The sequence below is a fragment of the Gordonia aurantiaca genome, from assembly GCF_039939235.1.
Taxonomy (GTDB): Bacteria; Actinomycetota; Actinomycetes; order Mycobacteriales; family Mycobacteriaceae; genus Gordonia.
Genome location: NZ_JBDUUF010000017.1, coordinates 1 through 13,706, shown reverse-complemented (window position 1 = coordinate 13,706; position 13,706 = coordinate 1). Strand labels below are relative to the sequence as shown.

11 protein-coding genes are annotated in these 13,706 nt (G+C 69.4%); 5 read left to right on the top strand and 6 right to left on the bottom strand.

From position 1 onward, the window contains the following. Nucleotides 1-17: 17 nt before the first annotated feature. A complete protein-coding gene (locus tag ABFT43_RS21535; protein ID WP_347962305.1) occupies nucleotides 18-1,151 on the bottom strand; it encodes a thiolase family protein in 1,134 nt (377 codons plus the stop codon). A gap of 139 nt (nucleotides 1,152-1,290) precedes the next feature. Next, nucleotides 1,291-2,763 (bottom strand): MFS transporter, encoded by a 1,473-nt coding sequence (locus ABFT43_RS21530; protein ID WP_347962304.1) that lies wholly within the window; start codon nucleotides 2,761-2,763, stop codon nucleotides 1,291-1,293. A 414-nt stretch (nucleotides 2,764-3,177) separates the two neighbouring features. Here ABFT43_RS21530 and ABFT43_RS21525 point away from each other — a divergent pair, with 414 nt between their 5' ends. The 4 genes from ABFT43_RS21525 (at nucleotide 3,178) to ABFT43_RS21510 (ending at nucleotide 8,507) form a co-directional block, all read left to right on the top strand. Next, the gene (locus tag ABFT43_RS21525) at nucleotides 3,178-4,374 is read left to right on the top strand and encodes an acyl-CoA dehydrogenase family protein (RefSeq protein WP_347962303.1); all 1,197 of its coding nucleotides are present in this window, start codon (nucleotides 3,178-3,180) and stop codon (nucleotides 4,372-4,374) included. 43 nt (nucleotides 4,375-4,417) lie between these two features. Further along, nucleotides 4,418-5,575: an acyl-CoA dehydrogenase family protein gene (locus tag ABFT43_RS21520; protein WP_347962302.1), complete on the top strand. Its 1,158-nt coding sequence runs from the start codon at nucleotides 4,418-4,420 to the stop codon at nucleotides 5,573-5,575. Nucleotides 5,576-5,708: 133 nt separating this feature from the next. Beyond that, nucleotides 5,709-6,614, top strand: a complete 906-nt coding sequence (locus tag ABFT43_RS21515) for an SGNH/GDSL hydrolase family protein (RefSeq protein WP_457590211.1) — start codon at nucleotides 5,709-5,711, stop codon at nucleotides 6,612-6,614. 57 nt (nucleotides 6,615-6,671) lie between these two features. Then, a complete protein-coding gene (locus ABFT43_RS21510) occupies nucleotides 6,672-8,507 on the top strand; it encodes an ABC-F family ATP-binding cassette domain-containing protein (protein ID WP_347962301.1) in 1,836 nt (611 codons plus the stop codon). Nucleotides 8,508-8,511: 4 nt separating this feature from the next. Here the strand turns inward: ABFT43_RS21510 and ABFT43_RS21505 are convergent, their stop codons facing one another. The 3 genes from ABFT43_RS21505 to ABFT43_RS21495 all read right to left on the bottom strand — a co-directional run bounded on the left by ABFT43_RS21505 (nucleotide 8,512) and on the right by ABFT43_RS21495 (nucleotide 11,395). Further along, a complete protein-coding gene (locus ABFT43_RS21505) occupies nucleotides 8,512-9,663 on the bottom strand; it encodes an alpha/beta fold hydrolase (protein WP_347962300.1) in 1,152 nt (383 codons plus the stop codon). Between the two features lie 33 nt (nucleotides 9,664-9,696). After that, nucleotides 9,697-10,644 (bottom strand): 4-(cytidine 5'-diphospho)-2-C-methyl-D-erythritol kinase, encoded by a 948-nt coding sequence (locus tag ABFT43_RS21500; protein WP_347962299.1) that lies wholly within the window; start codon nucleotides 10,642-10,644, stop codon nucleotides 9,697-9,699. Nucleotides 10,645-10,732: 88 nt separating this feature from the next. After that, nucleotides 10,733-11,395, bottom strand: coding sequence for an HAD family hydrolase (locus tag ABFT43_RS21495; RefSeq protein WP_347962298.1), 663 nt, complete (start codon nucleotides 11,393-11,395; stop codon nucleotides 10,733-10,735). 166 nt (nucleotides 11,396-11,561) lie between these two features. On the opposite strand from ABFT43_RS21495, the gene ABFT43_RS21490 reads away from it, so the two are divergent. Then, nucleotides 11,562-12,554 carry an LLM class F420-dependent oxidoreductase gene (locus ABFT43_RS21490; protein WP_347962297.1) on the top strand — a complete coding sequence of 331 codons (993 nt, stop codon included), beginning with the start codon at nucleotides 11,562-11,564 and terminating at the stop codon, nucleotides 12,552-12,554. Nucleotides 12,555-12,560: 6 nt separating this feature from the next. Here ABFT43_RS21490 and ABFT43_RS21485 read toward each other — a convergent pair whose 3' ends face one another. After that, nucleotides 12,561-13,226, bottom strand: coding sequence for a GNAT family N-acetyltransferase (locus ABFT43_RS21485; RefSeq protein ID WP_347962296.1), 666 nt, complete (start codon nucleotides 13,224-13,226; stop codon nucleotides 12,561-12,563). Nucleotides 13,227-13,706: the final 480 nt, after the last annotated feature.

The following is a 13,706-nucleotide window of genomic DNA, read 5'->3' as shown; positions in this document are numbered from 1 at the left end:
TCGAGAGATGGTGCGGGTCAGAGGAGTTCGAGGATCGTGGTGTTGGCCATGCCGCCGGCCTCGCACATCGACTGCAGGCCGTAGCGGATGCCGTTGTCGCGCATGTGATGGACGAGGCGGGTCATCAGGATCGCGCCGGAGCCGCCGAGCGGGTGGCCGACGGCGATCGCGCCGCCGAGCGGGTTGAGGCGGTCGAGGTCGGCGCCGGTCTCGGCCTGCCAGGCCAGCGGCACCGGGGCGAACGCCTCGTTGATCTCGAACGCGCCGATGTCGTCGATCGACAGACCGGCGCGCCGGAGCGCCTTGGCGGTCGACGGAATCGGTCCGGTCAGCATGATCACCGGGTCGTCGGCGGCGACGACGGCGGTGTGGATGCGCGCGATCGGCGTCAGCCCATGAGATCTCGCGAGGTCGGAGGACGTGATCAACAGCGCGCCCGAACCGTCGGAGATCTGCGAGGAGTTGCCGGCGTGGATGACGCCGTCCTCGGCGAACGCCGGCTTGAGCTTCGCGAGGGACTCGAGGGTGCCGCCGCGCCGGATGCCCTCGTCGCCTTCGAGGACGCCGGAGATCGGGGCGAGCTGCCCGTCGAACGCGCCGCGGTCGGTCGCGGCGGCCGCGAGTTCATGGGAACGCAGGGAGTATTCGTCGAGGCGGGTGCGGTCGAAGCCCCACTTCTTGGCGATCTCCTCCGCACCGAGCCCCTGACTGAAGCGATCGATGCCGTACCGGTCCAGGACGGTGGCCGGCTGGTGCTCGCCGTTCGGCGCCGCACTGCCCATCGGGACCCGGCTCATCGACTCCACACCGCCGGCGATGACGAAGTCCTGCTGACCCGAGATGACCGCGGCGGCTGCCATGCTCACCGCCTGCTGACTCGACCCACAGGCGCGGGTCACGGTGGTTCCCGGCACCGATTCCGGCCAGCCCGCGGCGAGGATCGCGGTGCGCGCGATGTTGCCGGCCTGCTCCGACGACTGGCTGACACATCCCCACACGACGTCGTCGACGATGGCGGGATCGATGCCGGTCCGCTCGACGAGGGCCTCGAGCACGTGAGCGGACAGGTCGGCCGGGTGGATTCCGGACAGGGCTCCGCGGCGGCGTCCGATCGGGGCGCGGACGGCGTCGACGATCACTGCATCGCGCATGGGGTCTCCTTGGATGTCGGGCAGTGGATGACGCCGCGTTCGGCGGTGGCGTCCCTTCGAGCCGACCATGAGGGGATCTGGCGGACAAGTCGATTCCCGCTCACGGTCGATGAGGTGTTGCCTATGAACGCCTTCCGGCTCAGGCCGTCGGCACCGCGTGCGGGCGCAGACGTGCGCGGTCGCGCACCGGATTGGCGAAGATCAGCGTGAGCACGGCACACACCGAGGCGACGAGACCCAGCACCTGGAACGCGATCGCATATCCCTCGGCGGGCGCCGCGGCGTGGTCGACGATGACACCGGTCGCGTAGGGCGCGACGAGCCCGCCGAAGGCCATGATCGCGAGGAACACGCCGAGGGTTCCGGCGGTCTGCCGAGGTGGGCAGATCTCCGCGACGGCGGCATTGAGCAGCGGGAACACCATGGTCGCGAAGCCGTAGCCGACCGACAGGATCACCACGCACGCGATCGGGACACTGATCGCCGGGAGCAGGAACAGCATGACTCCCGAGACCAGGACGCCGACCGCGGGTACGACGATCCGCAGCACCCGCGGCGAGGCTCCCTTGGAGATCATCCGGTCGCTGGTCACCGAGCTCAGCAGCATCAGCGCGAGGCCGACGATCGAGGGGAAGGCGAACATCGAACCGGACTGCAGCTGGCTGTACCCGAGGCCTTCCTCGAAGTACGACGGAAGCCAGGTGAGCACGACGCTGACGAGTGCATAGACGCTCATGACCAGCAGCGCGCCGGTGACGAATGTCGGCGAGAGCAGGATCTTCATCCAGGGGGTCGCGGGTTCGGCGTCGGCGGGCGTCTGGGCCGGGGAACCGTTTTCGCCCGGGGTGCCCGAACTCTTGGCCGCCTTCGTCCCGCCGGCGGCGATGTAGGGGCCCGGCCGCCAACTGGCCAGCCACGCGGCGGCCCACACCAGGCCCGCGGCGGCGAGGCTGAACAGCGCCCAGCGCCACCCGAAATGGACGGTGACGAGCGTGAGCAGCGGTGCGATCGCGATCTTGGCGACCGACGCGGCCCCGGCCAGCAGCGCGCCCGGCAGTGCGCGTCGGGCAGGCGGATGCCAGGCGTAGGCGGCGGTGTGCAGCAGCGCCGACGACGGCCCCTCGGCGAGGCCCAGGACGAGGCGGCTGACGAGCAACACCGCGAAGGCCGCCACCGCGATCATCGGCAGCATCGCCACCGCCCAGCACAGGCCGAGGAGGACGAGCGACCAGCGCAGCGTCATCCAGCGGTTGAGGAGGCCGGCGAAGAACCCGCCGATGGTGAAGGTGAGGAAGAACAGGCTGCCGACGAGCCCGATCTGCGCGGCACTGAGGCCGAGTTCGGCGCGCAGCGGTTTGGCGATGATGCCGAGCACGGCCTTGTCGGCGTAGTTGATGACGTAGAGGGTGACCAGCAGCGACGTGAGTCCCCAAGCGGTGAGCCGGGATTCGCCGAGCGGTCCGACGCCGCCGCGCCGGCGGGTGCGGAGGGCGGGCTGTTCGAAGTCGGTGGTGGCCGGGGCGTCATCGCGGGTGGCGACGTGGCGGCTGAGGGCGGGAGCGGTGGCCGGCTTGTCGCCGGGACCCGATCCGGGATCGGTCGAGACCGTCATGGGGTACCTCTTCCACGGGATGGAATCGGGAGCGGGGGAATATGCGCCGTTGAAGTGTCCTGGATCACATCTGCCCCGATTCAAGTGGCGGTCGCCGGACGGGGCAACAGTCGTCGGCCGAACCGACCGACTGTCGTTGCCTATGTGCCCAGGAGTGCCGCATCGCGAGCAGGCGGTATTCGCGGGGGCTATCCGAGGGTTAGGCGGGGAACGGATCCGACGCGGTGTTCCAGGGGTGGCACCGGTGTTCGGAGCGATGTGGCCGGCCTTTCGGGACGGATCATTGGCTCGCGCTATCGCACCCTTAGCGCAAACGCGCTTCTACCGGCGACCCCTCCCCGGCATTCTTGGTCTGATCGCATCACACACGCCGACCGGTGCCCCGCACCGTTCATCCAGGGAGAGAGCTCACACATGACCCGCCTCGCGCAGACCCTGGGCCTCACCGAGATCCAGACGGAGATCGTGCAGAACGTGAGGGCCTTCGTCGACAAGCAGATCATCCCGTACGCACAGGAGCTCGAGCACGCCGACGAATATCCGCAGGAGATCGTCGACGGCATGCGGGAGATGGGGCTGTTCGGGCTGATGATCCCAGAGGAGTACGGCGGCCTCGGGGAGTCGCTGCTCACCTACGCGCTGTGCGTGGAGGAACTCGCCCGCGGATGGATGAGCGTCTCGGGTGTCATCAACACCCACTTCATCGTCGCGTACATGCTGCGCCGGCACGGAACCGAGGAGCAGAGGCAGCGGTTCCTGCCGCGGATGGCGACCGGTGAGGTACGGGGCGCGTTCTCGATGTCCGAGCCGGAGCTCGGTTCCGACGTCGCGGCGATCAAGACCACCGCCAAGCGGGAGGGGGACGACGGCTACGTCATCAACGGCCAGAAGATGTGGCTGACCAACGGCGGATCGTCGACCCTCGTCGCGGTGCTCGTCCGCACCGAGGAGGGCGCGGACAAGCCGCACAAGAACCTCACCACGTTCCTGATCGAGAAGCCGGCCGGTTTCGGCGAGGTGCTGCCGGGCGTCACGATCCCCCGCAAGCTGGACAAGATGGGCTACAAGGGCATCGACACCACCGAACTCATCTTCGACGGCTATCGCGCACCGGCCGGAGACATCCTCGGCGGAGTCCCGGGCAGGGGTTTCGCGCACATGATGGACGGCGTCGAGGTCGGGCGCGTGAACGTGTCGGCGCGTGCCTGCGGGATCGCCCAGCGCGCTTTCGAACTCGCGATCCGCTACGCCCAGCAGCGCTCGACCTTCGGCAAGCCGATCGCCGAGCACCAGGCCATCGCGTTCTCCCTCGCCGAGATGGCCACCAAGGTAGAGGCGGCGCACCTGATGATGGTCAACGCCGCGCGCCTGAAGGACTCCGGTGAGCGCAACGACGTCGCCGCCGGCATGGCCAAGTACCTGTGCAGCGAGTACTGCGCCGAGGTGACACAGGCCGCCTTTCGCATCCACGGCGGCTACGGCTATTCCAAGGAGTTCGAGATCGAGCGCCTCATGCGCGACGCCCCGTTCCTGCTCATCGGCGAGGGCACCAGCGAGATCCAGAAGCAGATCATCTCCAAGGGCCTGCTGCGCGAGTACCGCGAGAACTGATCCCTTCCACCCACTTTCGACGACGACACCTTCAGGACTCTCCATGCAGCGACGCATCTTCACCGAGGACCACGAGGCCTTCCGCAAGACCATCCGCGACTTCATCGCCAAGGAGGTCGTGCCCGTCTACCACGACTGGGAGAAGCAGGGGCATCCGCCGCGCGAGTTCTACAACCGCCTCGGCGAGCTCGGCGTCCTCGGCATCGAGGCGCCGGAGGAGTTCGGTGGCGGCGGGGTCAAGGACTTCACCTATTCGATGGTGATCGCCGAGGAGACCTCCGCCGCAGGCGTCACCTTCGGCAGCTACTCGGTGCATGCCAACCTGATCCTCCCCTATCTGATGGAGTACGCGACGCAGGAGCAGAAGGAGCGTTGGCTGCCCGGCTTCTGTTCCGGCGACCTGATGTTCGCGATCGCGATGACCGAGCCCGGCACCGGGTCCGACCTCGCGAACATCTCCACCACCGCGAAGCTCTCCGAGGACGGCTCGCACTACGTCCTCGACGGCGCCAAGACCTTCATCACCGGCGGCGCACTCGCCGACCGGATCCTGGTGGTCGCGCGCACCTCGCCGTTCGAGCCGGCGAATCGACGTGCAGGCCTGTCGATCCTGGTCGTCGACACCTCCTCCGAGGGGTTCTCGGTCGGCCGGAAGCTCGAGAAGATCGGGCTCAAGGCCTCCGACACCGCCGAGTTGTCCTTCGACTCGGTGAGGGTCCCCGTGGAGGACCGGCTCGGCGAGGAGGGCGCCGGCTTCACCTACCTGACCCACAACCTCGCGCAGGAGCGTCTGACCATCGCCATCGGGGCGTCGGCCACCGCCGCGGCGGCGGTCGAGCACGCGATCGACTACACGAAGGAGCGCGACGTCTTCGGCAAGCCGGTCGCGTCGTTCCAGAACACCAAGTTCGTGCTCGCGGAGTGCTCGGCCGAGGTCGAGGCGATCCGCGCCATCGTCGACCGCGCACTCGAGTTGCACAACGAAGGCGAGCTGACCGTCCCGGACGCGGCACGCGCGAAACTGTTCGCCACCGAGACCGCCGGCCGCGTCATCGACAAGTGCCTGCAGCTGCACGGCGGGTACGGCTACGTGCTGGAGTACCCGATCGCACGCCTCTACGCCGACACCCGCGTGACCCGCATCTACGGCGGCACCAGCGAGGTCATGAAGACGATCATCGCGAAGGATCTGGGTCTGTAGGTCCGGTTCCGCCCGTAACGGCTTCGGCCCGGAATGCGAATTCGTGTCGGGAAGCAGTCATCGGAGGACATGGTCCGACGCGTCTGAGCTGCTTGCCTTAACATTCGCTGAGCGAATGATCTCGGTCGTGAACGTGGGAAAGAGCGGGAAACAATTGGTGCGGGGACATCGGCGCGGGTTGCGCGTTCTGGCGACGGTTCTGATCAGTGTGTTCGTGACGGTCCTGGTGGCTGCGACGGGGTCGTCGGCACAGGCGGCGCCCGTGCGCTACACCGGCGGGCCGTATGTCGCGATGGGTGACTCACGGGCCTCCGGCGCCTTCTACAGCCTCAACCCCGCGTACTTCAACGGCTGCAAACGGTCGACGCTGAACTACCCCAGGTATGTGGCGATGATGACGATGCCGCGCCAGTTCATCGACACCTCGTGCTCTGGTGCGCAGTCGGTGCACCTCTACCGGCAGCCCCAGCACACCCCGGGCGGGACCAAGCCCGTCCAGCTGAACGCCGTCCCGCGGGACGCGCAGCTCATCACGGTCAGCATCGGCGGCAACGACATGCAGTGGATGGCCGTTCTCAACCAGTGCAAGATCAGCCGGCCGTTCACCGACCGCCGCTGCCGCCACAGCGCACGCCTCGAGAACGAGGTCCAACGCCGCATCCAGCGCATGGAGGACCGGGTCACCCCGGCCTTCCGCGCCATCCGCGAAAAGGCGCCCAAGGCGCAGATCATCGTCGTCGGACTCGGCGGGTTCATCGGCAACACCGGTTGCTGGCCACTGGTGCCGCTCAGCGACCCCGACGCCCGGTTCATGCGCAACGTCTTCCACCGCGCCAACGCGGCCCTGGCACGCGCGACGCGCAAGGTCGAGGGCACGTTCGTCGACGCCAACCGCGGGTCGGCCGGCCATGACGCGTGCAACGTGGTCAACCCCTGGTACGAGAGCGCACTCTCCAAGAAGGTCGCACTCCCCTACCACGTCAACCAGGCGGGTTCCCTCGCGATCGCCATGATGGTCAACGGCGTGATCCGCCGGTAGGTCGGCCACGACGATCTGCCGGCGGCCCGGTCCCGACCGGTCACTAACCTGGTCGGCGTGGCTCATCTTCTCGGCGCGGAAACCCTAGGACTCGAATACCCGACGACCAAGGTGTTCGACTCGGTGTCCCTCGGTGTCAACGAGGGCGACCGCATCGGCATCGTCGGCCGCAACGGCGACGGCAAGTCGAGCCTGCTGGCGATGCTCGCCGGCCGCAAACAGCCCGATTCGGGCCGTGTCACCGTGCGCGGCGGGGTCCGCATCGGAGTCCTGGACCAGGCCGACCGCTTCGACGACGACGAGACGGTCGGGCACGCCGTCGTCGGCGACCGTCCCGAACACGAGTGGGCCGGCGACCCGAAGGTGCGGGATGTGATCGGCGGGCTGCTCCGCGACGTGGACTGGAACGCCACGACCGCCTCGCTGTCCGGCGGTCAGCGCCGGCGCGTGTCGCTCGCGCGCCTGTTGGCCGGCGAGCACGACGTCCTCGCCCTCGACGAGCCGACGAACCACCTCGACGTCGAGGCCATCACCTGGCTCGCCGAACACCTCAAGCGGCGCTGGCCCGCCAACCAGGGCGGCCTGCTGGTGGTCACCCACGACCGATGGTTCCTCGACGAGGTGTGCACGACGACCTGGGAGGTCCACGACCGGATCGTGGAACCCTTCGAGGGCGGATACGCCGCCTACATCCTGCAGCGCGTCGAACGCGACCGGCAGGCCGCGGCCAGCGAGGCGCGCCGCCAGAACCTCGCCCGCAAAGAGCTGGCATGGCTGCGTCGTGGCGCACCCGCCCGCACGTCCAAGCCGAAGTTCCGGGTCGAGGCCGCCAACGCCCTCATCGCCGACGTCCCGCCCGTCCGCGACAAGGTCGCGCTGCAGTCGCTGGCCATCTCACGCCTCGGCAAGGACGTCGTGGACCTGCTCGACGTGTCGGTCTCCTACGGCGACCGCGAGGTGCTCTCCGGCGTCGAGTGGCGGCTCGGTCCCGGCGAGCGCACCGGCATCCTCGGCGTCAACGGCGCCGGCAAGTCCACGCTTCTCGGTCTCATCGCCGGCACGGTCGAGCCGACCGGCGGAACGGTCAAGCGCGGGAAGACCGTGAAGGTCGCCACCCTGACCCAGCGCCTCGACGACCTCGAGAAGTACCTCGACGACCCGGTGCGCGTGGTCATCTCCAACCTGAAGACCACCTACTCGTTCGGATCGGGTTCCAAAGCACAGGAACTCACCCCGTCGCAACTGCTCGAGCGGCTCGGCTTCGACACCGCGCAGCTGTCCACCCCGGTCCGCGACCTGTCCGGAGGCCAGAAGCGGCGCCTGCAGCTGCTGCTGATCCTGCTCGACCAGCCGAACGTGCTGATCCTCGACGAGCCGACGAACGACCTCGACACCGACATGCTCGCCGCACTCGAGGACCTCCTCGACTCGTGGCCGGGCACCCTGATCGTGGTCTCCCACGACCGCTATTTCCTCGAACGCGTCACCGACCAGCAGTACGCGGTGCTCGACGGCACGCTGCGCCACCTCCCCGGCGGCGTCGACGAGTTCCTGAAACTCCGTGCGGCACAGGAGAAGCAGCAGTCATCGTCGAAGTCGGGTGCGGCGGCTCCGGGTTCGGGTGCGGGCCCGTCGGATTCTGCCGAACCGGCGTCCGGCGGTCCCGCGCTGTCCGGCGCCGAGCTCCGCGCCGCGAAGAAGGAGCTGGCGTCGCTGGAGCGGCGGATCGACAAGCTGCACGGCAAGATCGACGACGCCCGCAACGCGCTCGCCGACCACGACCAGTCCGACTACCAGGGCCTCGCCGCCGAGACCGAGAAGATCCGCGAGATGGAGGCGGAACTCGCCGAGCTCGAGGAGCGGTGGATGGAGCTGGGCGAGACGCTGGAGTGAGCGGCTACCGCCCGAACGCCTCCCGCACCGCGTTCATCACGTCCGGCAGCGACTCGTCGACGACGCTGCTGTGGTTGGCCCGCGCGTAGGTCTTGAGGTCGACGTCGACACCGGTCCGACGCATCGCCGACCGCAGTGCACGACTCAGCGGGTACGGCAGCACCGGGTCGAGCACACCGTGCGCGATGGTCACCTTCGCGGGGTAGCCCGACGTGGGGACCTCGGCGTAATCGCGCAGGGCGTCGCGGAACCGGTGGTCGGCGGTGAACTTCGCCGCGACCAGCGATCCCGGCGACACCGACCGGAGCGCCTCGGTCACCTCGTCGTTGCAGCGGGCGCGAGAGCGGTCCAGGAAGCGTTTGCCGCTGTCGGTGAGGAAGTCGGCCACCCGCAGGTCGGGGTGGGCGTGGTCGAGACCGGACAGCATGTAGAGGAACGGAGCGCTCAGCACGTTGAGGGCGCCCAGCCCGGGCAGGCGGGGACCGAAGATCCGGAACAGTTCTTCCAGCGACGACGCCGGCGCGATCGCCACCACCCCGGCGACCGGAAGCTCCGGCGCATAGCCCGGCGCCCGATGCGCGGCGTGCAGCGCCGCATGACCGCCCTGCGAGTGACCGACGGACACCCACCGGGACCCGAGCGAATCGTCGACGGACCTGGCCGCCCGGATCATGTCGATCACCGAGTGCGCCGCGGCCGCGCCGCCGAGGTAGTCCGTCTCCCCCGCCGACCCCAGTCCCGCGTAGTCGGTGGCGGTGACCGCATATCCGGCCGCCAGCGCCGCACGCACCGGGGCCTCGACGCCGTCGCCGAGCCGGTGCCTGGTCGGCGCGCACTCGTCGGCGATGCCGACCGTCCCATGTGCCCAGGAGACCACCGGCCACCCGCCGGCCGGCGGCGTTCCGCGGGGTACCCAGTAGACGCCACTCGCCATCGCGGGACGGCCCCGCTGATCGCGTGTCGCGTAGGTAAGCCGGGTCCCCGCCGCAGCCGCCGACGGCAACTGCGCCGCGGGCACGTCCTCGGTGGTGAACACGAATCCGTTCTCGGGAGCCGCAGCCCGCGCCGGCGGCGTCACCGACAGCGCCGACGGCAGCGCGACGCCCAACAGCGTCACGGCGACGACCACCAGCAGCGTCAGAGCTCTGCGAAACACCCGATCAACTGTAATGACCGGACGCTGTGGTGATCAGGCGTCGCCCAGCACCCGCGTTCCCGGGGCCGGCCCGCTGGCGGTGCGCACCGACCGTGCGACGCCCGCGCCGGAGAGCTCCGCGGCGACGCTGACCGCCGACTCTTCGTCGGCGCACAGGAACGCACACGTCGGACCGGAGCCGGACACGATGCCGTTGAGCGCACCCGCGTCGACCCCGGCGCGCAGCGTACGGCGCAGCGCCGGTTGCAGACTCAGCGCCGCGGGCTGGAGATCGTTGTGCAGCAGCGGTGCCACCGCGCGCGGATCCCCGGACGCCAGCGCCTGCATGAGCGCATCGGGCCGGCGCAGCAGGTCGTCGGTGTCGAGATCATCGGACCGGCTCTCGCGCAACCGATCCAGCTCCTTGTACACCGCCGGCGTGGACAGCCCCTCACGCGCGAGGGCGAGCACCCAGTGGTACTCGCCGCGGGACAGGACCTGCATCAGCCGTTCGCCGCGTCCGGTGCCGAGCGCCGTGTTGCCGTGCAGCGCGAAGGGCACGTCACTACCGAGGTCGGCGGCGATCGCCGCGAGCTCGTCGCGGGAGATGTCGAGTTTCCACAGCTGCGCCAGGGCGACGAGGGCGCCAGCGGCGTCGGCGCTGCCACCGGCCATGCCACCGGCGACGGGGATGGTCTTGGCGATGTCGATGGCCACCTTCGCCGGCCGATCCGCCCACTCGGCGAGCGCCAGGGCCGCGCGCGCCGCCAGGTTCGACGAGTCGGCCGGGACCGACGGCGCACCCTCACCGCGCACCGCGACACTCAGATCGCTGGCCCGGGCGACGCGGACGTCGTCGTGCAGTGACAGGGCCTGGAAGACGGTAACGAGGTCGTGGTAGCCGTCCTCGCGGCGCGGCCCCACACCGAGGTGGAGGTTCACCTTGGAAGGGGCACGCGCGATCACGGAGTCGGAGACCACCGACAGCGACGTTGGCGACACAATGATTCAGACTAATACCGGTGGTCGGGACCCGCGCCCGGCGGACACGTCGACACACACGCCGGCGCGACGCGCAGCATCGCGCGTCCTACGGACGCCAACCACGTTCTGCCAGTTCACCGACGTGGTCGGCGACCAGCACCGCCCCGGCGTCGCGCAACTCTGCCTCGGCGAAACCGCCCGAGAGCACCGCGACGCAGTCGGCCGGCAGGCGGTGTGCGGATGCGACATCCCACACGGTGTCGCCGACGACGACGGCCCGCGTCCCGCCCGACTCGCGCAGCGCGACCTGAAGGATGTCGGGCGCGGGCTTCGACGCGTCCGCGTCGTCGGAGGACGTGACCGACGCGAGCACATCGCGGTCGAGGTCGAGGACTTTCAGTGCGGCGTCGGTGAATTCGGCCTTGCCCGACGACGCCAGCGCGACGCGGTACCCGGCGTCGACGAGGCCGAGGACGAACTCCCGCGCCCCCGGGAGCGGTCGCAGGTCGCCGACGAGTTCGCGGTAGTGGGCCTCCCAGTCGTCACGCAGGGTGTCTCCGAGTGAGTCCTCGACGTCGCGCCCGCAGATCTCGCCGACCAGCCGGTCACCACCCATCCCGATCGCACGGTGCACCCGCCACCACTGAGGCGCCAGGTCACGGCCGCTGAACGCCTTCATCCAGGCCAGAGCGTGCAGGTAGGTGGAGTCGACGAGGGTGCCGTCGACGTCGAGGAGGACGGTGTCGACCGAGCGGTCGGGCTTCGGCATGGGCGATGTCTCCCTGTCGGGGTCGGGCGGTCGGGGTCGGGCTGTCGGGCTCGGGCGGTCGGGGTCGGACGGTCGGGTGGCGGTTTACCCGGGACGCTGGGTGGCTACACCCCCACCGAACGCGATCCGCACACCCACAGGGCACACACCGCCCGGAGGAGTCCACATGCCCACCCGATTCGGCTACACCCTGATGACTGAGCAGGCCGGACCCAAGGATCTGGTCCGGTTCGCGATCGGCGCCGAGGAGGCCGGCTTCGACTTCGAGGTGTCCAGCGACCACTACTTCCCCTGGCTGTCGTCGCAGGGCCATGCGCCGTACGCGTGGTCGGTGCTCGGCGCCGTCGCCCACGCGACCGAGCGCGTCGAGCTGATGACGTACGTCACCTGCCCGACCATCCGCTACCACCCGGCGGTCGTCGCGCAGAAGGCCGCGACGCTGCAGCTCCTCGCCGACGGCCGGTTCACCCTCGGCCTCGGGTCCGGCGAGAACCTCAACGAGCATGTCGTCGGCCAGGGCTGGCCATCGGTCGCGGACCGTCAGGACATGTTGGCCGAGGCGATCGAGATCATCCGCAGGCTCCACACGGGAGAGCTCGTCGACTTCCGCGGCGAGTTCTTCCAGGTCGACGCCGCGCGGATCTGGGATCTCCCCGACCGGCCGGTCCCGATCGGGGTCGCGGTGGCCGGAGACTCCGGGATCGAGACCTTCGGACCGCTCGCCGATCACCTCATCGCGGTCGAACCGAATCCCGACCTGCTCGAGACCTGGAACGCGCACCCGGCGACCGGCACCATCGACGGCACGCAGACCCGCGCCATCGGGCAGATCCCGATCAGCTGGGGTCCCGACCACGACGCCGCGGTGACCCGCGCTCACGAGCAGTTCCGCTGGTTCGCCGGCGGCTGGGACGTCAACGCCGACCTGCGCACGACGGCCGGATTCGCCGCGGCGACACAGTACGTCACGCCCGACGACGTCGCCGGCAACATCCCGTGCGGACCCGACCTCGACCAGATCGTCGAGGCCATGAAACCGTTCTGGGAAGCCGGTTTCACCGACGTCGCGCTCGTGCAGATCGGCGGCGAGACCCAGGACGAGTTCCTGCGCGACGCCGCGCCGGAACTCCTGGAGAGGCTCCGCGCGGCGTCGAGCTGAGTTTGCTCAGGCGAGATCCGGTTTCGCCGGGCCTGATTCACGGTCGAGGACCGGCCAGTGCTGCGGTGTGCGATCGTCATCGGCGCACAGCTCGGCGGTGTGGACCTTGGCGACACCCCGATCGCGATCCCGGAAGTCCTCGAATTTCGTTCCGGTGTAACGGAATCCGGCCGAGCACGCCAGACGCGCCGAGGCGATGTTGCCGACGAGCGCCGACCAGAACACCAGACGGAGCCCGGCACCGCCGTCCGCGGCGGGCGTGAACGCATCCTCGACGACGGCGCGCAGCGCCTCACCCAGGTACCCGCGCCCTCGATGTTCCGGGACACACCAATAGCCCACTCCCGCAACGTCGTCGCCATCGCCGCTGCCACCGCCATCGACGCTGCCACCGCCACCGCCCTCAGCGGGCCGGTGGAGCCCGATGATCCCGACGAACGCGCCGGCGTCCCCGTCATCGCCGAGGGTCTCGATCGTCCAGCACCGCGCGTCGTCCTGAACCGCGAGCCGATGGACGAAGAATTCGGCGTCGGTTCGCCGGTACGGCACCGGGACCAGGGTGAACCGCTGGATGTCCGGGTCCTGGCATGCGTTGACGATCGGGTCGATGTCGACCTCGGCGGGCGCGCGCAATCGCAGACGCGGCGTCGTCAGCGTGGGCGCGGTGGTCATGGCGGTGTACCTCTCGGTGGGGTGTGGTTTGTGCCACGGTACGACCGAATGATGGTGGTTGGCCAGTGGTTTCTGGTCGCCGGCCCTTCGTGGCTCGTCGCTATCGCTCCTCGCACCTCAGGGAGCCAACGGGTTACGCCGCTATCGCTCCTCGCACCTCAGGGAGCCAACGGGTTACACCGCCACCGCCCCTCACACCTCAGGGAGCCAACGGGTTTCACCACTATCGCTCCTCACACCTCAGGGAGCCAACGGGTTACACCGCCACCGCCCCTCACACCTCAGCGAGCGAACGGTTACGCCGCTATCGCTCCTCGCACCTCCGCTCAGACACCGAAGCCGTCACCACCACCCGATCCCTGAGGTGCGACGAGGCCCCAAGCCGAGGAGCCACGAAGGGTCGCGAGGTCAGCTCACCACCCCTTCGAGGCTCGTCGCTATCGCTCCGCGCACCTCAGGGAGCGAACGGTTACGCCGCTT